Source organism: Rathayibacter sp. AY1F8, from assembly GCF_002932165.1.
GTDB lineage: Bacteria > Actinomycetota > Actinomycetes > Actinomycetales > Microbacteriaceae > Rathayibacter.
Genome location: NZ_PSVB01000003.1, coordinates 230459 through 249550, shown reverse-complemented (window position 1 = coordinate 249550; position 19092 = coordinate 230459). Strand labels below are relative to the sequence as shown.

The following is a 19092-nucleotide window of genomic DNA, read 5'->3' as shown; positions in this document are numbered from 1 at the left end:
CCCCTCCCCTGGAGCCTCCAGCACATGGCAGACAGCCGCACCGCCGTTCCCGACACCACTGCGAACGCGGAGGCGACGCCCGAGCGGGAGCAGCCCTACGCGGCCCTCGGACTCAAGCCCGACGAGTACGCGAGCATCCGCGAGATCCTCGGCCGCCGCCCCACGAGCGGCGAGCTCGCGATGTACTCGGTGATGTGGAGCGAGCACTGCTCCTACAAGTCGTCGAAGATGTACCTCCGCCAGTTCGGGCAGAAGGTCTCCCCCGCCATGAAGAAGAACCTCATGGTCGGCATGGGCGAGAACGCCGGAGTGGTCGACGTCGGCGAGGGCTGGGCCGTCACCTTCAAGATCGAGAGCCACAACCACCCGAGCTACATCGAGCCCTTCCAGGGTGCGGCGACGGGGGTCGGCGGCATCGTCCGCGACATCATCTCGATGGGCGCCCGGCCGGTCGCGGTCATGGACGCGCTGCGCTTCGGGGCGATCGACGACCCCGACACCGCGCGCGTGGTGCACGGCGTCGTGGCCGGCATCTCCTTCTACGGCAACTGCCTCGGCCTGCCGAACATCGGCGGTGAGACCTACTTCGACTCCGTCTACCAGGGCAACCCGCTCGTCAACGCGCTGGCCGTCGGCGTCCTCCGCCACGAGGACCTGCACCTCGCGAACGCCCGCGGCGTCGGCAACAAGGTCGTGCTCTTCGGGGCGCGCACCGGAGGCGACGGCATCGGCGGCGCGTCGATCCTCGCCTCCGACACCTTCGCCGACGGCGGACCGACCAAGCGCCCCGCGGTGCAGGTCGGCGACCCGTTCGCCGAGAAGGTGCTCATCGAGTGCTGCCTCGAGCTGTTCCGCAAGGACCTCGTCGAGGGCATCCAGGACCTGGGCGCCGCGGGCATCTCGTGCGCCACCTCGGAGCTGGCATCCAACGGCGACGGCGGCATGTTCATCGAGCTCGACTCGGTGCTGCTGCGCGACCCCTCGCTCACGGCGGAGGAGATCCTCATGTCGGAGTCGCAGGAGCGGATGATGGCCGTCGTCACGCCCGAGAAGCTCGACGCGTTCCTCGAGGTCGTCGGCAAGTGGGACGTCGAGACCAGCGTGCTCGGCGAGGTCACCGACTCCGGCCGCCTCATCATCAACTGGCACGGCGAGGAGATCGTCAACGTCGACCCGCGCACCGTCGCGGTCGACGGCCCGGTCTACGAGCGCCCGATCGAGTACCCCTCCTGGCTCGACGCGCTGCAGGCCGACTCCTCCTCCCGACTGCCCCGCTCGACCGGCGGCGACGCGCTGCGCGCCGAGACCCTGGCGCTCCTGGGCTCGGCGAACCTCGCCGACAAGAGCTGGATCACCTCGCAGTACGACCGCTACGTGCTCGGCAACACCGCGCTCAGCTACCCCGACGACGGCGGCATGGTCCGCGTCGACGAGGAGTCGGGCCTCGGCTTCGCGGTCGCGACCGACGCGAACGGGCGCTGGTGCCAGCTCGACCCGGCGCAGGGCGCCCGCCTGGCGCTGGCGGAGGCGTTCCGCAATGTCGCCGTCACCGGAGCGACCCCGGTCGCCGTCTCGGACTGCCTCAACTTCGGCAGCCCCGAGAACCCCGAGGTGATGTGGCAGTTCCGCGAGGCCGTGGGCGCGCTCGCCGACGCCTGCCTCGAGCTCGAAATCCCCGTCACCGGCGGCAACGTCTCGTTCTACAACCAGACCGGCGACGTGCCGATCTTCCCGACCCCGGTCGTCGGCGTCCTCGGCGTGATCGACGACGTCGCGCGCCGCATCCCCTCCGGCTGGCAGGACGAGGGCGACAACCTCTACCTCCTCGGCACCACCCGCGACGAGCTCGACGGCTCCGCGTGGGCCGGCACCATCCACGACCACCTCGGCGGGCTGCCCCCGCAGCTCGACCTGGCCGCCGAGCGCGCGCTGGCCGAGCTGATCTCGGCGGGCGCGAAGGAGTCGCTCATCGCCTCCGCTCACGACCTCGCCGACGGCGGGCTCGTGGTGGCGCTGGCCGAGTCGGCGCTGCGCTTCGGCGTCGGGGCGCGCATCTGGCTCGACGAGCTGATGGAGCGCGACGGCGTCGACGCGACGGCCGCGCTGTTCTCGGAGTCGACCGGCCGCGTGCTCGTGTCGGTGCCGCGCGAGGACGACGTGAAGTTCCGCGGGCTCTGCGAGGGCCGGGGCTACCCGGTGCTGCGCATCGGCGTGACCGACGCGGCGACCCCCGCGGTCGAGGTGCAGGGCCTCTTCACGCTGCCGCTCGACGAGCTGCGCTCGGTGAACGGCGCCGTGCTGCCGCGCCACTTCGGCTGAGCCTCCGGGCGATCCGAGTCCGCAGGAGTCGCGGTGGTCGAGCTGGACCACCGCGACTTCTGCGGTACCGGCTCCGCTCCGGAGTTACGTGATTACGGAATGTTTGCAATAGTGGAGGCATGACCTCCTCCCGAGACCTCGCCGGCGAGGTCGACGAGCTCCGAGCGCGGCTCGACCGCCTCGAGCGCGCCGACACCCCCGCCGCGCCCGCCGCCGACGATCCGCTCTGGGCCCTGACCGCTCTCCGCGAGCGCCTGCCTTCTCCCGGCGGAGTCGTCTTCGCCGGCTCGGTCGCCACTCCGGCCGGCCCCGTCGAGTGGCAGTACGGCCTCAGCACCGACGCGTTCTTCGAGCGCGACTGGGGAGCGAGCCCCGGGCCGACCGCGCTCGCCGCGCTGGGCAGCCCCGTGCGTCTGCGGTTCCTGCAGGCGGTGGCCGGCGGAGTCGAGACCGTCGCGCAGCTCGCCGAGAGCGAGGGCGCGGGCACCACCGGGCAGATCTACCACCACGTCAACCAGCTGGTCGCCGCTGGCTGGCTGGAGGCGCGCGGCCGCGGTCGCTACGGCGTCCCGCCGGAGCGCCTCGTCCCCCTGCTCGTGATCCTGCTCGCCTCCGGAGGACCCCGATGACCCGCCGCCGCCTCGCCCTCGCCGCCGCCTCCGCCGCGGCCGTCGTCCTGCTCGGCGGAGTGCTGCTCCGCCCCTCCGCTCCCACCCTCTCGACCGAGGCGACCGGCGACGCCGAGATCGCCGGGTGGCTCCGGACCGACGTCGGAGACGGCGCGCGGAACCACCTCGTCGCCGCCGTGATCACGTCCGACGGCGTGCGCTACGGCGGACTCGGAGCCGACGAGCGGACCGAGGTCGAGATCGGATCGGTCACGAAGACGATGACCGCGCTCCTCCTCGCCCGGAGCGCCGCTGACGGGACGGTCGGGCTCGAGGACCCCGCCGCGGAGCACGCCGACGTCGGCGGCTTCACCGGGACGCTCGAGGAGCTGGCGACCCACCGCTCCGGCCTGCCGCGACTCCCCACCGGTGTCGGCGACCTCGCCTCGACGCTCGTCGCCCAGCTGCGCGGCACGGACCCCTACGCGGGCTGGTCGGCCGACGACGTCCTCCGGCAGGCAGCCGAGGCGGACCAGGGCGAGCACGTGCACGCCTACTCGAACCTCGGTGCCGCGGTACTGGGCCAGACGCTCGCCCGCGCGGAGGGCCGCGACTACGCCGGCCTCCTCCGCGAGCGCGTCCTCGATCCGCTCGGGATGACCGCGACCTCCGTCCCGGAGACCGCGGACGCCCTCCCCGCCGACGCGCCGACCGGCTTCTCGGCGAGCGGGCGGTCCGTCGACGCGTGGACGATGGCGGGCTACGCGCCGGCGGGCGGCGTCCGCTCCACGGCGGCTGACATGGCCCGCTACGCGCAGGCCCTCCTCACCGACAATCCCGCACTGGGGGTGCCCGCGGCGAGCGTCCTGGATCCCCGGTTCGACGCCGACGGGGCGCGGATCGGCCTCGGCTGGTTCACCTCGGAGTCGGAGGACGGCGGATCCGTCACCTGGCACAACGGAGGGACCTCCGGCTACTCGACGATGCTCGCGATGGACCGGGAGCGCGGCGTGGCCGTGTTCGTCAACGGGGACACGGCGAGCTCGGTCGACGAGCTCGGTTTGCGCCTGCTGCAGCGCGCCGGGGAGGAGTCGTGATGATCGCCTCGATCCTCGTCCTGCTCGTCGTCGCGTTCACCGTCGGCCGCTTCGCCCTGGGGAGCATCCCCCGGCGCCGGGCGGCCGGGTTCCTCGACCGCGACCGCGTCCGGACGCTCGCCCGCGGCGTCGAGGCCGTCGCCGTGCTGCTGCTCGGGCGGGCGCTCGTCGACTGGTCGGCGCTGACGCTGCTCCCCTGGGCCGTGCTGGTGGCTCTCACCGCGGCCGGGGCGGCCGGCGCCGTGCTGCGCTGGGACGGGCTGCCGTGGTTCGAGGACCCGGCGCGCCGCCGCTCGCGGACGACCGGGCTCGCGGCGACCGTCGCCGTGTCGGCGGTCCTGATCGGCGTCCTGGGCTGAGCGCCGCGCACGTGCCGTCGGGTCCGCGCCTTCCGCGGTGGTCGCGTGCTGCTGCGAGGCGGGAGGAGTGGCGGCCGGCGCGGGCGGGAGCGGCGTCAGCCGGTCTGCGCGGGGAGGTCGTCGGGCTCGGCGTTGTCGAGGACGCGGCCGTTCTGGTCGCCGACGCTCAGGACGGTCGTCGGGCGGAGGTTGAGGATGTCGCCGCCGTAGAGGCTGTCGATGTCGACGCCGTCGCGGCGCACCGAGTTCAGCGCGGAGAGGTAGTCGGAGCTGATGCAGAACCGGTCCGCGATCCGCTCGCTGATGTCGCCCGCTGCCACCAGGTAGGAGGCCGGGGCGCCGTCGGAGGCGGTGCTCGCCGTCCCGGTCGCGCCGACGCGGGTGCCGCGGTCGCGCACGCGCTCGAGGTCGACGCCGTCGAGCGTCCCCTCGTCGAGCGCCTGGACGACGCACTCGCCCGAGACGTCCTCGACGGGTGCGGGAGTGGTCGAGACGCTCGGCACCGGCCGCGGCGTGGACTCGGCTCCGGCGGCGGGCGGTGCGGTCGAGGCGGTCGAGGCGGTCGGCTCGGCGGGTGCGGCGGCGGGGCTCGTCGCCTCCGCCGTGCAGCCGGCGAGCAGGACCACGGCGGAGAGGGCGATCACGAGGCGCTGCGTCGTCCGGACCATTCCGCGACTCTAACCCGGCACCCGGGCGGCCGGGCGCCACCGCGCCCAGCGGGCTGTGGGCGATCCGGTCGAGGCCGCTGGACCCGGCCGACGCGCAGGCCCGACCGAGGCGGGGCTCGGGCGGCCCCTGGACGGCGCGCCCCCGATTGACCTCCCCCGTCGATCGCACCCATGCCGAGCGCCTGTTGGACACGCGGCCCGAACCGGAGTCGACTGGGACCATGCAGTACACGCACCTCGGTCGCACCGGCCTGTCCGTCTCCCGCACCGTCCTCGGCACCATGAACTTCGGCATGCAGACCGAGGAGAACGACTCGTTCGCGATCATGGACCGCGCGCACGAGCTCGGCGTCAACTTCTTCGACACCGCCAACGTGTACGGAGGCGAGGCCGGCCGCGGCGCCACCGAGGAGATCGTGGGCCGCTGGTTCGCGCAGGGCGGCGAGCGCCGCGAGCGCACCGTCCTCGCGACCAAGGTCTTCGGCGACATGGGCGAGTTCGCCGCTCCCGGAGCCGAGCGCGGCCGCGACTCCTGGCCCAACGGCGGCCGCCTCTCGGCGCTCACCCTGCGCCGCGCGCTCGACGAGAGCCTCCGCCGCCTGCAGACGGACCACATCGACCTCTACCAGTTCCACCACGTCGACCGGACGACGCCCTGGGACGAGATCTGGCAGGCGATGGAGGTCGCCGTCCAGCAGGGCAAGGTCCTCTACGTCGGCTCCAGCAACTTCGCCGGCTGGCACCTCGCCCAGGCGCAGGAGGCGGCGCGCGCCCGCCACTTCACCGGCCTCGCCTCCGAGCAGTCGATCTACAACCTGCTCGTCCGCGACGTCGAGCGCGAGGTCCTGCCCGCCGCGCTGCACTACGGGCTCGGCGTCATCCCCTGGTCGCCGCTGCAGGGCGGACTGCTGGGCGGCGTGCTCGAGAAGACCGCGGAGGGCGGGCGCCGCTCCTCCGAGCGCACCCTCGCCGCGATCGAGGAGCACCGCCCCGCCCTGGAGCAGTGGGAGGCGTTCGCCCGCGAGCGCGGCGAGGCGCCCGGCGAGCTGGCGCTGGCGTGGCTCCTCCACCAGCCCGCCGTCACCGGTCCGATCACCGGGCCGCGGACGCTCGAGCAGCTCGAGAGCGCCGTCGCCGCCGTCGACATCACCCTCGACTCGGAGGCCCTCGCGCGCCTCGACGAGATCTTCCCCGGCCACCGGACAGCCCCCGAGGACTACGCCTGGTGACCACCCACCCCACTGCGAAGGAGCATTCATGAAGCAGCGCACTCTCGGCGACCTCCAGGTCGGCGCGATCGGACTCGGCGGCATGCCGATGTCGATCGAGGGCCGCCCGGACCGCGAGCGCTCGATCGCCACGATCCACGCCGCCCTCGACGCCGGCGTGACCCTGATCGACACGGCCGACGCCTACCACCTCGCCACCCAGGACGACCTCGGCCACAACGAGCTGCTGATCGCGGAGGCGCTGCGCAGCTACGGCGGCGACACCTCCGCCGTGCTCGTCGCCACCAAGGGCGGCCACCTGCGGCGCGAGCCCGGCCCTTGGGACCAGGACGGCCGCCCCGAGTACCTCAAGGAGGCGGCCCGCGCGTCCGCGAAGCGCCTCGGCGTCGACGCGATCGGCCTCTACCAGTACCACCGGCCCGACCCGGCGGTCCCCTACGCAGACTCGATCGGAGCGCTGGCCGAGCTGCTCGACGAGGGCGTCCTCCTCCGCGCGGGCATCTCGAACGCCGAGCCGGACCAGATCCGCGAGGCGCACGGCATCCTCGGCGAGCGCCTGGTCTCGGTGCAGAACCAGTTCTCGCCGTCGTTCCGCTCCAGCGAGCCGGAGCTCGAGCTCTGCGCCGAGCTCGGACTGGCGTTCCTGCCGTGGAGCCCGCTCGGCGGCATCTCCTCGGCGGGCGAGCTCGGCTCGCGCTACTCCGCGTTCGCGGCGGTCGCCGAGGCCCGCGGCGTGACGCCGCAGGTCGTCTGCCTCGCCTGGGAGCTGGCGAAGGCCCCGGTCGTGCTGCCGATCCCGGGCGCCTCCCGCCCCGAGAGCATCCGCGACTCCGCCACGGCGGCCGACCTGGAGCTCACGCCCGAGGAGCTGGCCTCGCTCGACTGAGCCCGTTCAGGACGGAGGAGGGATCCGGTCGAGGCACCGGTCCGACGCGGATCGCGGGATCTCGGCGCTGGTCCCTCCTCCGTTGCGAGCGCGTTCCGACTCAGACCGCGTCCTGCAGCGGCTGCGGGAGGGCCGAGACGAACGCGCGGGCCGCGGCGCTCGGACGTTCCGGCACCGCCACCATCGTCCGCCACACCAGGAGCGGATCGGCGAGCGCCACCGCCCGCAGCCCGGCCGGGCGCTTCTCGGCGAAGTGCGCCGGCACGACCGCGATCCCCATGCCGTACTCGACCAGGTCGAGCAGCGTGTGCACGTCGTTCACCTCGAGCTCGACCTCGAACGCGAGGCCGTGCGCCGCGAACGCCCGCGCCGCGAGGTGACTCGCCGCCCAGTGCTCCTGCAGCCCCACGATCGTCTCGCCCGCCAGGTCCGGGATGCGGCAGCCGACGCGGCTCGCGAGCGGGTGACCCGGGCGCACGAGCACCGCGAAGCCCTCGCTCGCCAGCGGCATCGTCCGCACGCCGCCCGGCACGGCTCCGATGTCGGCGACCAGCGCCAGGTCGAGGCGGCCGGCGGCGACGGAGTCGAGCAGCGTGCCGGACCCCTCGTGGATCAGCCGGAGCGCGACTCCCGGGTGCTGCTCGCGGAAGGTCGCGAGCTCGCGCGGCAGGTGCACGCCGCCGAGGCACTCCTCCGTGCCGACCGCGAGGCTCCCGCGGAGCACCCCCTGCACGGCGAGAACCGCGTCGCGGGCGGCGAGCGCGCTGGTGACCGAGCGCTCCGACTCCGCGAGCATCGCCCGGCCGGCCGGCGTCAGCTCGACCCGGCGCGTGCTGCGGGTGAAGAGGGGGCTGCCCAGCTCGCTCTCGAGCGCGCGGATCGACGCCGAGAGGCCCGACTGCGAGATCTGCAGGGCGCTCGCGGCGCGGGTGAAGTGCTGCTCCTTCGCGACGGCGAGGAAGTGTTCGAGCTGACGCAGTTCCATGGGTCCATCCTCGTCGCGCGGGCGGAGGAGAAGGGACCGGACCCGGCACTCCCCAGCGGCCGCTCGGCCGCCGGGTGCGGACTCGGCCGTCGGGTACGGCGGCCGCCGTCGCGAGAGCCGGCCCGGCTCAGGCGTCGGCGGACGAGATCGCGAGGACGATCGCCGTCAGCGTCGCCCGGAGGCGCTCGAGCGACTCGGGCTCCGACTCGTCCTCGAGGATCGACTGCTTCACCGCGTCGTCGTAGCCCGCCACCAGCAGGCGCACGGCGGTCGTCGGCTCGAGGGAGAACTCGCGGCGCACCTGGCGCAGCGCCCCGTGCACGATCTGCACGAGCGAGGCGTCGAAGCCGGCGCGGAAGTCGCGGTACTGCGGAGCGATCCGCGGGTCGCGCAGCGCGAGCAGCTCGAACTCCGACTCGACCACGCACCAGCGGCGGTTGTCGGTGGCAGGACCCTGGAGGAAGTCGAGGATCACCACGGCCAGCGTCTCGGCCGTCAGCGGCTCGTCGGCCGAGACGACGCGCGGGATCGTACGGTCCATCTGCTCGACGAGGGCGGTCACCCGGGCGCCGTTCTCCCGCTCCATGAGCGCGAAGAACAGCTCCTCCTTGGTGGAGAAGTTGGAGTAGAAGGCGCCGCGCGAGAACCCGGCGCGCTCGCAGATCTGCTCGACGGACGCGCTGTGCACGCCGGTCTCGGCGAAGACGTCGTAGGCCGCGTCGAGCAGGCGCTCGCGGGTGCGGCCTCGGCGGGAGGTCTCGGGAGGGGTGGAGTCGATCGCCGTCATCACCAGCCTCCTGCCTGCCCTGTCAACACCTTCGACGCCGTTCACCCTATCCGATACATTCACGTATCGAATACGGTCCTGTATCGGATACGCTCGTGTATCGGAGCCCGGCTCCGCCCTGGTACAGAGACGTATCGCCATCCTCCCCACCCATCGTCAGGAGACCGCGTGTCGTCGCTGCTCTACCGTCTCGGTCGTCGCGTGTACCGCGCCCACCGCCTCGTCGCCGTCCTGTGGCTGCTGATCGTGGTGGCGGGCGGAGGAGGAGCGCTGCTGCTCAACCAGGGCACCGACAACACCTTCTCCATCCCGGGCACGCAGTCGCAGACCGCCCTCGACCAGCTCGAGCGCACCTTCCCCCAGGTCAGCGGCACGTCCGCGCGGTACGTGGTCGTCGCGCCCGACGGAGGCAGCGTCCAGGACGCCGACGTGAAGGGCCCCGTCAGCGACGCGGTCGCCGCGCTCGGCGACGTCGACGAAGTCGCGGCCGTCACGGACCCCTACTCCGACAGCGTGTCCGGCACGATCTCCGACGCCGGGAACGCCCTCGTCATCACCGCGCAGATGGACGGCTCCGCCACCACCACGAGCCCCGAGAGCCGCGACGCGCTGAAGGCCGAGGCGACGACCCTCCAGGACGCGCTGCCCGCCGGCTCCGTGGTCTCGCTCGGCGGCGACCTCTTCGCCCAGAACCTCCCCGGCGTGACCATCACGGAGGCGATCGGCCTCGTGGTCGCCCTCGTCGTCCTCGTGCTCACCTTCGGCTCGTTCCTGGCCGCCGGCATGCCGCTGGTCACCGCACTGCTCGGCGTCGCCCTCTCGATGTCGGCCATCTTCATCGCCACCCGCTTCGCCTCGATCTCCTCGACCACCCCGCTCCTGGCGCTGATGCTGGGCCTGGCGGTCGGGATCGACTACGCCCTCTTCATCATCAGCCGCCACCAGGACCAGCTGAAGCAGGGCATGGACCCGGAGGAGTCGACCGCGCGGGCGACTGCGACCGCGGGCTCCGCCGTCGTCTTCGCGGGCCTGACCGTGATCATCGCGCTCGTCGGCCTCTCGGTCGCGGGCATCCCGTTCCTCACCACGATGGGCGTCGCAGCGGCGGGCGGAGTCGCGATCGCCGTGGTCATCGCGCTCACCCTGACCCCCGCCCTCCTCGGCTTCGCCGGCGCGCGGCTGCGCCCGAAGGAGCGCCGCGCGAAGAAGAAGGCCGCGAAGGCCGCCGCCGCCGCGGGCACCCACGTCGACACCGAGGCGCACGAGGAGGCGGCGACCGCCTCCCCCGGCGGCCACGTGCACGCCGAGGTCCCACGCGGGTTCTTCCGCGGCTGGGTCCGGGTCGTCACGCGCTTCCCGATCGTGACGATCATCGCGGTGATCGGCGTGCTCGGCGTCGCGAGCATCCCGGCGCTCAGCCTCCGCCTCGCCCTGCCGGACGCCGGCTACCAGGCCGAGGGCACTCCCGCGCGCACCACCTACGACCTGCTCGCCGAGAACTTCGGCGCCGGCTACAACGGCCCGCTCATCGTCACCGGCACGATCATCGGCTCGACCGATCCGCTCGGCCTGATGGACGACCTCAAGGGCGAGATCGAGAAGCTCGACGGAGTCGCCTCGGTGCCGCTCGCGACGCCCAACGAGACCGCCGACACCGGGATCATCCAGGTGATCCCCGAGGGCGGCCCCGACTCCGAGGCCACCAAGGCGCTGGTCGCCGAGATCCGCGACAAGCACGACTACTTCCAGCAGGAGTACGGCGTCGACCTCGCGGTGACCGGCCAGACCGCGGTCGGGATCGACATCTCGGACACTCTCGCCAAGGCCCTGCTGCCGTTCGGCCTGCTCGTCGTGGGCCTGTCGCTGGTGCTGCTGACGATGGTGTTCCGCTCGCTCTGGGTGCCGATCAAGGCGACGCTGGGCTACCTGCTGTCGGTCGGTGCGTCCTTCGGCGCCGTGGCGGCGGTGTTCGAATGGGGATGGTTCTCGGACGCTCTGCACGTCGACAAGACGGGCCCGATCATCAGCTTCATGCCGATCATCCTGATGGGCGTGCTCTTCGGCCTCGCGATGGACTACGAGGTGTTCCTGGTCTCGCGGATGCGCGAGGACTACGTGCACGGGAGGCCGGCGCGCGCCGCCGTCGAGTCGGGCTTCGTCGGCTCGGCCAAGGTGGTCACGGCCGCCGCGGTCATCATGTTCTCGGTCTTCGCCGCCTTCGTGCCGGAGGGGGACACCAACATCAAGCCGATCGCGCTCGGGCTCGCCGTGGGCGTCTTCGTCGACGCGTTCATCGTGCGGATGACGCTGGTGCCCGCCGTGCTGCACCTGCTCGGCGACCGCGCCTGGCACATGCCGCGCTGGCTCGACCGCATCCTCCCGTCCTTCGACGTCGAGGGCGAGGGCCTCACGAAGGAGCTCGCGCTGGCCGACTGGCCGGAGCCCGGATCCACGGACGTGATAGCGGCCGAGGACCTCCGCCTCGACGGACCCGACGGTCCCGTCTACAGCGGCGTCTCGCTGCGGGTCGCTCCCGGCTCCTCCCTCGTGGTCCACGGGCCGCACCGCTCCGGCCGCACCGCGCTGCTGCTGAGCATCGCCGGTCGGCTCGCCCCCGACTCCGGGCGCCTGAAGGTCGCGGGCCTGGTCGTGCCGATCCGCTCCGCCGCCGTGCGCGGCCGGGTCGGGCTGGTGCGCCTCGCCGGAGCCGCCGACCCCGTCGCCGACGTCCGGTCGGCCCTGGAGTCGGCTCCGCCGATCCTGGTGCTCGACGACCTCGACACGGTCACCGACCCGCAGCTGCGCGGCGCGATCCGGGCCGAGCTCGACGCCGCCCGCGCCGCCGACGACGCGTTCACCGTGGTCGCCTCCTCCGTCGACGCCGAGGCGCTCGACGACCTCCTCCCCTCCGACCGCGGCGTGCTCGCGGTCTCGCCCGCGGCCGAGCGCCGCGCGATCGCAAAGGTCCTCTGACAGATGGCTCTCCTCTCCCTCGAACGCCCCCGCGGCGTCAAGAAGGTGTCCTGGCTGACCCTTCTCGGGATCGTCCTGGTCCCCCTCGTCATCGGCGGCCTCCTGGTGTGGGCGCTGTGGAACCCGACCGAGCGCCTCGACACGATCACGGCCGCCGTGGTCAACGAGGACACCCCGGTCGAGATCAACGGGCAGACCGTGCCGCTCGGGCGCCAGCTCGCGGCCGGCCTGGTGACGGGCGGCACCGACTCCGCGAGCTCGGACGCCCCCTCCTCCACCCCCTCGGCGAGCGCGACGCCGTCCGCGAGCACGACCCCGGTGCCCAACGTCTCCGGCTCGGACTCGACGGGCAACTTCACCTGGGTCCTCACGGACAAGGACGACGCCGCCAAGGGCCTCGCCGACGGCAGCTACGCGACCGTCGTGACGATCCCCTCGTCCTTCTCCGCCGCCGCCACCTCGTACTCCGGCGACGCCGCGGAGGCGACGAAGGCGACCATCGACATCGCCACCAGCGAGAAGGCCAAGCTCGTCGACGACGCCATCTCGGCCACCGTGACCAGCACCGCCACGTCGCTGCTCAACACGCAGCTGACCACGGCCTACCTCGAGAACGTCTACGTCGGCTTCAACACCCTCAACGAGCAGATCGGCCAGGCGGCCGAGGGCGCGGGCACGCTCGCCGACGGCGCCGACCAGCTCGGCACCGGCGCCTCCACCCTCGCCGACGGCACCAGCAGCCTCGCCGACGGGATCGACGAGCTCGCCACCGGCGCCTCCTCGCTCTCGGACGGCGTCGGGCAGATCGGCACCGGAGCCTCGTCCCTCGCCGACGGCGTGGGGCAGCTGGGCACCGGAGCCTCCGACCTCTCCGGCGGAGTCGCGCAGCTGGCCACCGGTGCGCGCGGCCTCTCCGGCGGAGTGGGACAGCTCGCGACGGGCGCCCGCGACTCGGCGACCAAGACGACCGCGCTGCAGGGCGGCGCCTCCGACCTGGCCGACGGGCTCGACCAGCTGAGGGAGGGAGTGGTGAGGACCGGCGACGGGACCCAGCAGGTCGCCGCCCTCAGCGCCGGCGCCGCCGCCGCCACTGCGGGGACCTTCGAGGCGCTCAGCGCCGCGCTCGAGGGCTGCGAGACGACGCAGTGCCTCGCCGCGCGCGCCGTCATCGCCTCGGCGGGCGGACCCACCGGCGCGACCACCCTCGCCACGACGACCGCGGGAGCCGTCGCCGGGATCGACGCGGGCATCCGCCTCGGCGGCGACGGGCAGCCCTCGCTGATCGACGCGGTCGGGCAGTCCGCCACCGGCGCGCGCACTCTCTCGGGGGGCATCGGACAGCTGTCCGGCGGCCTGACGCAGCTCGCGGACGGCGCGGACGACGCCGCGGACGGAGCGTCCCAGCTCGCCGACGGCCTCGACACCACGGCGGCCGGGTCCGCGCAGCTCGCGACCGGCGCCACCACCGCCGCGGCCGGCGCCCGCGACCTCGCGACCGGCGCGACCACCGCCGCGGGCGGTGCCGCCGACCTCGCCGCGGGAGCCTCCTCCGCCGCCGACGGAGCCGACCAGCTCGCCGACGGCGCGAGCGGGGTCTCGGACGGCGCCGTGCAGCTCGCCGACGGCACCCGCACGCTCGCGACCGGCCTCGACGCCGCGGTCGCGCAGCTCCCGACCTACACCGAGTCGGAGTCGACGAACCTCGCCGACGTCGTCTCGGACCCGGTCGAGAACGCGAGCAGCGCGACCGACCTGTTCGGAGCCTCCAGCGTCCCGTTCTTCGCGACGATCGCCCTCTGGCTCGGCGCCCTCGCGACGTTCCTGGTGCTCGCGGCGTTCTCGCACCGTGCACTCTCCTCGACCCGCTCCTCCGCGGCGCTCGCCCTCTCCTCCTACGTGCCGGCGCTCGTGATCGGCGTGGTGCAGGGACTCGCGGTCGCGATCGTGATGAGCGGCGTCGCGGGCCTGGAGCCGGGCCGCTGGGTCGGCTTCGCCCTCCTGGCGATGCTCACCGGCGCCTCGTTCGCCGCGGTGAACCAGGGGCTGGTCGCCCTGCTCGGAGGGATCGGCCGCTTCCTCGCGATGGTCGCGGCGGTGATCGCGCTCGGCGCGGGCATCATCTCGACGGTCCCCGGGCTGTTCGACGACGTGCTCGGGTTCCTGCCGCTCTCGGCGGCGCAGAACGCGCTGTCCGGAGTGGTCGAGGGCACCGACGGCACGGCCGGCGCCGTCGTCGGCCTGGTGATCTGGCTGCTGTTCGGGCTGCTGCTCACCGTCGCCGCGATCGCCCGTCGCCGGGTCGTCTCGGTCCGCGCCCTGCACCGCACCGCGGAGGCGTAGGCCGCGCCTCGCGCCACTCCTCCCCCGAACCGGGGACGGGTGGCGCGAGGATCGCGCCACCGACGCGCCTCTCCGGGCGACCGGTCCCGGCCGGGGCTAGCCTGACGCGATGGAGTCGGAACCGATGGCGATCCGGACGCGACGGGTGTACGGCCCGTCGGTCCTGCGACGCCTCCGCGCCCTCCTCCTGCGGCTCCTCGGCGCCGGCCTCGCGGCCGTGCTCATCCCGTTCGCCGTCCTCGCGGACCGCCGCGGCGTCCTCGACGAGTCGGTGCTCGCGCTCGGGCTCCTCGCCCTCACCGTCGTCATCGGACTGGCCTCGGCGGTCTCGCTCTTCGTCGTCTCCCCCACCCGCGTGATGACGACCGAGACGCAGGTCGTGCTGATGCGCGGCCGCCGCCGCCGCGAGCAGTGGCCCCGCCGGTCGGTCCGCTTCCTCGAGTCCGCCGACGGCGACGGCTTCGTCGCCTGGTGCCGCGGAGACGGAGTCGAGGTCCGCTGCGGCCACTTCCGCCCGGAGGACCTCGCCGCCCTGCTCGCCGACCTCGGCGCCGCCGCCCGCGTCCGCGACGCCCTGCCGCCCGCTCTGGCCGGGCCCGCCTCGGCCGTCCGCTTCCGGCCGCACCGCGCTCCGCTCCAGCGCCGGGCGGTCGCCCTGGTCGTCGTCGCCACGGAGGCGTTCGCCGCCGGCGTCCTGGCCGTCGCCCTCGCGGGATCCCCGTCGGGCGACCGCGCGCAGATCGCGCTGGGGGCGGTCGTCGTGGCGCTCTCCCTCCCGCTCGGGCTGGTCGCCGCGCGGCTGGCGCTGCGGCCCGGGCTGCCGGGCTCGATCGTGGTGTCGGAGTCGGCCATCCAGATCGACGGGCTGATCTTCCCGCTCGAGGCTCTGCGCTCGGTCGTCGCCTCGAGCCCGACGGGGAGCCGGAGCCTCCGCCTGACCCTCACCGAGACGAACGGCCGCATCACGGAGGTCCCCCTCGGGCTGCGGGTGCCGACGCTGCGGCGCGACCAGCTCTTCCCCGACTACCCGCTGCTGCTCGGCGTGCTGCGCGAGCGCACGGCGGGGCTGCTGCGGATCGAGGGCTGAGGCTCAGTCCTCGGCGCCGTCGGCGATGCGCTGGTGGTGGTGGATGACCTCGGCGACGATGAACCCGAGGAACTTCTCGGCGAACGCCGGGTCGAGGTGCGACTCCTCGGCGAGCGCCCGCAGCCGCGCGATCTGGCGCGCCTCGCGCTCGAGGTCCGCGGCGGGCAGCCCGTGCGCGGCCTTCAGCCGGCCGACCTTCTGCGTGAACTTGAAGCGCTCGGCGAGCAGGTGGATCAGCGCCGCGTCGATGTTGTCGATGCTCTGACGGATCTGCACGAGCTCGGCCCGCGCCAGGGACTCCTCGTGCGACGGCTCCTCGTGCGACAGCTCCTCGGTCATGCCCCGACCCTAACGGACCGCCCCCGGACACGACGACGGCCCCTGCCCGGAGTCCGGGAGGGGCCGTCGAGAGGGCCCGGTCAGTCGACCAGGTTGATCTGCACGGGGATGTTGCCGCGGGTGGCGTTGGAGTACGGGCAGAGCTGGTGCGCCGCATCGGCCACCTTCTGCGCGTCCTCGGAGCTCGCCTTCGGCACGTAGACGTCGAGCTCGACCGAGAGGCCGAAGCCGTCGGAGTCGTTCTTCCCGATCGAGACGCTGGCCGAGACGGCCGCGTCGGTCGTGTCGATCTTCAGCTGGCGACCGGCTCCGTGCAGGGCGCTGAGGAAGCAGGCGGAGTAGCCGGCCGCGAACAGCTGCTCGGGGTTGGTCCCCTCGCCGGAGCCGCCGAGCTCCTGCGGGGCGCGGGTGTCGAGGTCGAGACGGTCGTCCTCGGTGCGGACGTGGCCGTCGCGTCCTCCACCGGAGGCGTGGGCGATGGCGGTGTAGAGAGCATCCATCCCCCCATCCCACCACTCGGCCGCCGTGAGTCGGGTGAACGCGGGATGCACGTCCGTGCGTTCTCCCGGGAATCCCCCTCGGGAACGCTCCGGGGAGCGTCAAGCCCCTCCCCCTCGGCGCCCTCCGGGTGTGCGGTGGAGGGACACCGACCCCGACCGGCGCGAGCCGGAGAACGGACACGAGCATGCGAGCACTCACCTGGCAGGGCATCGAGAAGGTCTCGGTCGAGACCGTCCCCGACCCCCGCATCCAGCAGCCGACCGACGCGATCGTCCGGATCACCTCGACCGCGATCTGCGGCTCCGACCTGCACCTCTACCGCCTCCTCGGGCCCTACATCGACCGCGGGGACGTGCTCGGCCACGAGCCCATGGGCGTCGTCGAGGAGGTGGGCTCCGGAGTCACCACCCTGAAGCCCGGCGACCGGGTCGTCGTGCCCTTCACCATCGCCTGCGGCGAGTGCTTCATGTGCCGCCGAGGGCTGCAGTCGCAGTGCGAGACGACGCAGGTCACCGAGTACGGCTCGGGAGCGGCGCTCTTCGGCTACACGAAGATGTACGGCCAGGTCCCCGGCGGGCAGGCCGAGCTGCTCCGCGTGCCGCTGGCCGACTACAACACGATCGTCGTCGGCACGGACCTGCCGGACGAGCGCTACCTCTTCCTCAGCGACATCGTGCCCACCGCCTGGCAGGGCGTGGAGTACGCGCAGGTGCCCGACGGCGGGACCCTGGTCGTCTTCGGACTCGGCCCGGTCGGCCAGTTCGCGGCGCGGATCGGCGCCCACCGCGGCTACCGCGTCCTCGCCGTGGAGCCCGTCGCCGAGCGGCGCGCGATGGCCGAGCGGTACGGCGTGGAGACGTTCGACCTGTCCGATGACATCGCCGCGCATCTGCGCGACCTCACGGACGGGCGCGGCCCCGACTCCGTCGTCGACGCGGTCGGCATGGAGGCGCACGGCTCGCCGGTCGGCTCGTTCGCGCAGTCGATGGCGGGGCTCCTGCCCGACCCGATCGCCCGCAAGGCGATGGACACGGTCGGCGTCGACCGCCTCGCCGCGGTGCACGCCTCCCTCGACCTGGTGCGCCGCGGCGGCACCGTCTCGCTGAGCGGGGTCTACGGCGGAGAGGCCGACCCGATGCCGCTGAAGTCGATGTTCGACAAGCAGGTGACGGTGCGGATGGGCCAGTGCAACGTGAAGCGCTGGATCGACGATCTGCTGCCGCTGGTGGAGGACTCCTCCGATCCGCTCGGCGTGATGGACCTCGTGACCCACTGGGCGCCGCTCGAGGACGCTCCGGCCCTCTACGAGACCTTCCAGAAGAAGGAGGACGGCTGCATCAAGGTCGTCTTGCACCCCTAGCCGGGGAACAGCGAAGGCGGCGCCCCCCGAGGGGAGCGCCGCCTTCGCGGTACTGCCGAGACCTACTTGAAGACGTCCTTGACGTCCTCGCCGGCCTTCTTGGCCGAGGCCGCGGCCTGGTCCTTCTGGCCTTCGGCCTTCAGGCTGTCGTCGTTCTTGTGGTCGCCCAGGGCTTCCTTCGCCTTGCCTGCGATGTCCTGAGCGGCGTTCTTGATCTTGTCATCGAGCCCCATGGTGGTGCCTCCTTCGCTGATCGTTGGCACGACCGTAGGACCGGGAACTGCCCGCTTCCTGGGAGCGGGAAGGGGCTTGCCCGGGTGCCCGCTGGACTGCGATGATTCGCGCCCTCGACCGGGGCCGGCCGGCCGAGGGCGCGGGATCAGGTCGCCGGGGTGGCGGACTCGGACGGAGCGGACTGCGAGGGCGCGTTCGTGGGCGTCTGCGACGATCCGTCGTCGGCGCTGGTGGGCACCGCGCTCCCCGACTGGTACGGCGTCTGGGCGTCGCCGGTGCAGCCGGCCAGCAGGCCGATCGTCAGAGCGGAGGCGCCGAGCGCCCCGAGGACCCGTGCGGCGCTCACTTGCCCGTCACCGCGTCCTTGACGGCCCCCACTGCCTTCTCGACGATGTTCGGCTTCGGGTCGGTGCCGTAGAGGCGCTCGTCCGGCTGCGTGGGCGGGGGCATCGGGACGTTGCCGCCGGGCTCCGCGACACGGTAGCTGAACTCTCCCTTGCCGTCCGGGGTCGGGCCCGAGGCCCAGCTGCCCTCGGAGGCCGCTGCTCCGTCCGAGAAGTTGATGTACTCGTACGACACGGAGCGCTCCTCCTTCGAGATCGGGAAGTTCGAGGGCACGGGCAGGTCCTCCCGGCCCTCCGCGCGCAGCTCGGCGGCCGCCGCGATCCACTGGTTCTGGTGCATGGTGTCGCGGGCCAGGAGGAACGACAGGAGGTCGCGCACGCCGTGGTCGTCGGTCATGTGGTAGAGCCGGGCGACCTGGAGCCGGCCCTGCATCTCCGCGTTCGCGTTGGCGGTGAAGTCGGCCAGCAGGTTGCCGCTGGCGGTGATGTAGGAGCCCTGCCACGGGTTGCCCATGCTGTCGACGGGGCGCGCGCCGGCGCCGGCCACGATGGCGTGCTGCACGTCGGAGCCGCCGATGACCGCCGCGAGCACGGGGTCCTTCTTCATCGCGTCCTCGGACTGCTCGACCGGGGCCTTCTCGAGCAGCTGGGCGATCATCACGGCGATCATCTCGACGTGGCCGAACTCCTCGGCGCCGATGCCGAAGAGCAGGTCCCGGTACTTGCCCGGGTCGTGGGCGTTCCAGGCCTGGAAGCCGTACTGCATCGCCACGGTGATCTCGCCGTACTGGCCGCCGAGCACCTCCTGGAAGCGGCGGGCGAAGACCGCGTCGGGCTTCGAGGGCGTGGACGTGAACTGGAGTTCCTGACGGTGGAAGAACATGACTGGTTGCCTTTCCGGGGTAGCCGGGCGGATCCGGGTGCGGACGTCCGATGTCTGTCCTCTCGACGGTAGGGAGCCCTTTTCGCGGGTCAG

Annotated in this window: 18 protein-coding genes; 10 read left to right on the top strand and 8 right to left on the bottom strand. The window is 73.2% G+C overall.

The genetic code is table 11. The features are described 5' to 3' along the window. Positions 1-24: 24 nt before the first annotated feature. The 4 genes from purL (at position 25) to C5C35_RS04400 (ending at position 4383) form a co-directional block, all read left to right on the top strand. Positions 25-2319: a phosphoribosylformylglycinamidine synthase subunit PurL gene (gene purL / locus C5C35_RS04415; RefSeq protein WP_104234263.1), complete on the top strand. Its 2295-nt coding sequence runs from the start codon at positions 25-27 to the stop codon at positions 2317-2319. 119 nt (positions 2320-2438) lie between these two features. Beyond that, complete coding sequence (locus tag C5C35_RS04410) at positions 2439-2948, top strand: helix-turn-helix transcriptional regulator (protein ID WP_104222749.1); 510 nt, start codon at positions 2439-2441, stop codon at positions 2946-2948. After that, the gene (locus C5C35_RS04405) at positions 2945-4024 is read left to right on the top strand and encodes a serine hydrolase (protein WP_104262637.1); all 1080 of its coding nucleotides are present in this window, start codon (positions 2945-2947) and stop codon (positions 4022-4024) included. The genes C5C35_RS04410 and C5C35_RS04405 overlap by 4 nt, the downstream gene beginning before the upstream one ends. Beyond that, complete coding sequence (locus C5C35_RS04400; RefSeq protein ID WP_104234265.1) at positions 4024-4383, top strand: hypothetical protein; 360 nt, start codon at positions 4024-4026, stop codon at positions 4381-4383. Before C5C35_RS04405 ends, C5C35_RS04400 begins: the two co-directional genes overlap by 1 nt. 95 nt (positions 4384-4478) lie before the next feature. Here C5C35_RS04400 and C5C35_RS04395 read toward each other — a convergent pair whose 3' ends face one another. Next, the gene (locus C5C35_RS04395) at positions 4479-5051 is read right to left on the bottom strand and encodes a hypothetical protein (protein WP_104262636.1); all 573 of its coding nucleotides are present in this window, start codon (positions 5049-5051) and stop codon (positions 4479-4481) included. Positions 5052-5272: 221 nt separating this feature from the next. On the opposite strand from C5C35_RS04395, the gene C5C35_RS04390 reads away from it, so the two are divergent. Together C5C35_RS04390 and C5C35_RS04385 are read left to right on the top strand one after the other, a co-directional pair. Continuing rightward, a complete protein-coding gene (locus C5C35_RS04390; RefSeq protein ID WP_104262635.1) occupies positions 5273-6280 on the top strand; it encodes an aldo/keto reductase in 1008 nt (335 codons plus the stop codon). A 28-nt stretch (positions 6281-6308) separates the two neighbouring features. Continuing rightward, positions 6309-7166, top strand: a complete 858-nt coding sequence (locus tag C5C35_RS04385) for an aldo/keto reductase (protein ID WP_104262634.1) — start codon at positions 6309-6311, stop codon at positions 7164-7166. A 100-nt stretch (positions 7167-7266) separates the two neighbouring features. On the opposite strand, the gene C5C35_RS04380 is transcribed toward C5C35_RS04385, so the two are convergent. Then, entirely contained in the window at positions 7267-8151 is an 885-nt protein-coding gene (locus C5C35_RS04380) for a LysR family transcriptional regulator (protein WP_104262633.1), read from the bottom strand. A gap of 127 nt (positions 8152-8278) precedes the next feature. Next, positions 8279-8938: a TetR/AcrR family transcriptional regulator gene (locus C5C35_RS04375; RefSeq protein ID WP_104225692.1), complete on the bottom strand. Its 660-nt coding sequence runs from the start codon at positions 8936-8938 to the stop codon at positions 8279-8281. Between the two features lie 168 nt (positions 8939-9106). On the opposite strand from C5C35_RS04375, the gene C5C35_RS04370 reads away from it, so the two are divergent. The 3 genes from C5C35_RS04370 (at position 9107) to C5C35_RS04360 (ending at position 15338) form a co-directional block, all read left to right on the top strand. Continuing rightward, complete coding sequence (locus tag C5C35_RS04370; RefSeq protein WP_104250664.1) at positions 9107-11911, top strand: MMPL family transporter; 2805 nt, start codon at positions 9107-9109, stop codon at positions 11909-11911. A gap of 3 nt (positions 11912-11914) precedes the next feature. After that, complete coding sequence (locus tag C5C35_RS04365; protein ID WP_104222758.1) at positions 11915-14251, top strand: YhgE/Pip domain-containing protein; 2337 nt, start codon at positions 11915-11917, stop codon at positions 14249-14251. Positions 14252-14360: 109 nt separating this feature from the next. Further along, the gene (locus tag C5C35_RS04360) at positions 14361-15338 is read left to right on the top strand and encodes a hypothetical protein (protein WP_146076942.1); all 978 of its coding nucleotides are present in this window, start codon (positions 14361-14363) and stop codon (positions 15336-15338) included. Positions 15339-15341: 3 nt separating this feature from the next. Here C5C35_RS04360 and C5C35_RS04355 read toward each other — a convergent pair whose 3' ends face one another. Both C5C35_RS04355 and C5C35_RS04350 read right to left on the bottom strand, forming a co-directional pair. Next, entirely contained in the window at positions 15342-15677 is a 336-nt protein-coding gene (locus C5C35_RS04355) for a chorismate mutase (protein WP_104222760.1), read from the bottom strand. Between the two features lie 80 nt (positions 15678-15757). After that, the gene (locus C5C35_RS04350) at positions 15758-16177 is read right to left on the bottom strand and encodes an organic hydroperoxide resistance protein (RefSeq protein ID WP_104222761.1); all 420 of its coding nucleotides are present in this window, start codon (positions 16175-16177) and stop codon (positions 15758-15760) included. 185 nt (positions 16178-16362) lie between these two features. Here C5C35_RS04350 and C5C35_RS04345 point away from each other — a divergent pair, with 185 nt between their 5' ends. Further along, positions 16363-17538, top strand: a complete 1176-nt coding sequence (locus C5C35_RS04345) for a zinc-dependent alcohol dehydrogenase (protein WP_104262631.1) — start codon at positions 16363-16365, stop codon at positions 17536-17538. Positions 17539-17600: 62 nt separating this feature from the next. Here the strand turns inward: C5C35_RS04345 and C5C35_RS04340 are convergent, their stop codons facing one another. The 3 genes from C5C35_RS04340 to C5C35_RS04330 form a co-directional block, all read right to left on the bottom strand. Continuing rightward, positions 17601-17771, bottom strand: coding sequence for a CsbD family protein (locus C5C35_RS04340; RefSeq protein WP_104222763.1), 171 nt, complete (start codon positions 17769-17771; stop codon positions 17601-17603). Between the two features lie 146 nt (positions 17772-17917). After that, positions 17918-18118: a hypothetical protein gene (locus tag C5C35_RS04335; protein ID WP_104222764.1), complete on the bottom strand. Its 201-nt coding sequence runs from the start codon at positions 18116-18118 to the stop codon at positions 17918-17920. Beyond that, positions 18115-18999 (bottom strand): manganese catalase family protein, encoded by an 885-nt coding sequence (locus C5C35_RS04330; protein WP_104222765.1) that lies wholly within the window; start codon positions 18997-18999, stop codon positions 18115-18117. The genes C5C35_RS04335 and C5C35_RS04330 overlap by 4 nt, the downstream gene beginning before the upstream one ends. Between the last annotated feature and the right edge of the window lie 93 nt (positions 19000-19092).

Bases quoted from the DNA above. Each gene is read 5' to 3' on its own strand.
- purL (WP_104234263.1), top strand. From the start codon at position 25: ATGGCAGACAGCCGCACCGCCGTTCCCGACACCACTGCGAACGCGGAG.
- C5C35_RS04410 (WP_104222749.1), top strand. From the start codon at position 2,439: ATGACCTCCTCCCGAGACCTCGCCGGCGAGGTCGACGAGCTCCGAGCG.
- C5C35_RS04405 (WP_104262637.1), top strand. From the start codon at position 2,945: ATGACCCGCCGCCGCCTCGCCCTCGCCGCCGCCTCCGCCGCGGCCGTC.
- C5C35_RS04400 (WP_104234265.1), top strand. From the start codon at position 4,024: ATGATCGCCTCGATCCTCGTCCTGCTCGTCGTCGCGTTCACCGTCGGC.
- C5C35_RS04395 (WP_104262636.1), bottom strand. From the start codon at position 5,051: ATGGTCCGGACGACGCAGCGCCTCGTGATCGCCCTCTCCGCCGTGGTC.
- C5C35_RS04390 (WP_104262635.1), top strand. From the start codon at position 5,273: ATGCAGTACACGCACCTCGGTCGCACCGGCCTGTCCGTCTCCCGCACC.
- C5C35_RS04385 (WP_104262634.1), top strand. From the start codon at position 6,309: ATGAAGCAGCGCACTCTCGGCGACCTCCAGGTCGGCGCGATCGGACTC.
- C5C35_RS04380 (WP_104262633.1), bottom strand. From the start codon at position 8,151: ATGGAACTGCGTCAGCTCGAACACTTCCTCGCCGTCGCGAAGGAGCAG.
- C5C35_RS04375 (WP_104225692.1), bottom strand. From the start codon at position 8,938: ATGACGGCGATCGACTCCACCCCTCCCGAGACCTCCCGCCGAGGCCGC.
- C5C35_RS04365 (WP_104222758.1), top strand. From the start codon at position 11,915: ATGGCTCTCCTCTCCCTCGAACGCCCCCGCGGCGTCAAGAAGGTGTCC.
- C5C35_RS04360 (WP_146076942.1), top strand. From the start codon at position 14,361: ATGGAGTCGGAACCGATGGCGATCCGGACGCGACGGGTGTACGGCCCG.
- C5C35_RS04355 (WP_104222760.1), bottom strand. From the start codon at position 15,677: ATGACCGAGGAGCTGTCGCACGAGGAGCCGTCGCACGAGGAGTCCCTG.
- C5C35_RS04350 (WP_104222761.1), bottom strand. From the start codon at position 16,177: ATGGATGCTCTCTACACCGCCATCGCCCACGCCTCCGGTGGAGGACGC.
- C5C35_RS04345 (WP_104262631.1), top strand. From the start codon at position 16,363: ATGCGAGCACTCACCTGGCAGGGCATCGAGAAGGTCTCGGTCGAGACC.
- C5C35_RS04340 (WP_104222763.1), bottom strand. From the start codon at position 17,771: ATGGGGCTCGATGACAAGATCAAGAACGCCGCTCAGGACATCGCAGGC.
- C5C35_RS04330 (WP_104222765.1), bottom strand. From the start codon at position 18,999: ATGTTCTTCCACCGTCAGGAACTCCAGTTCACGTCCACGCCCTCGAAG.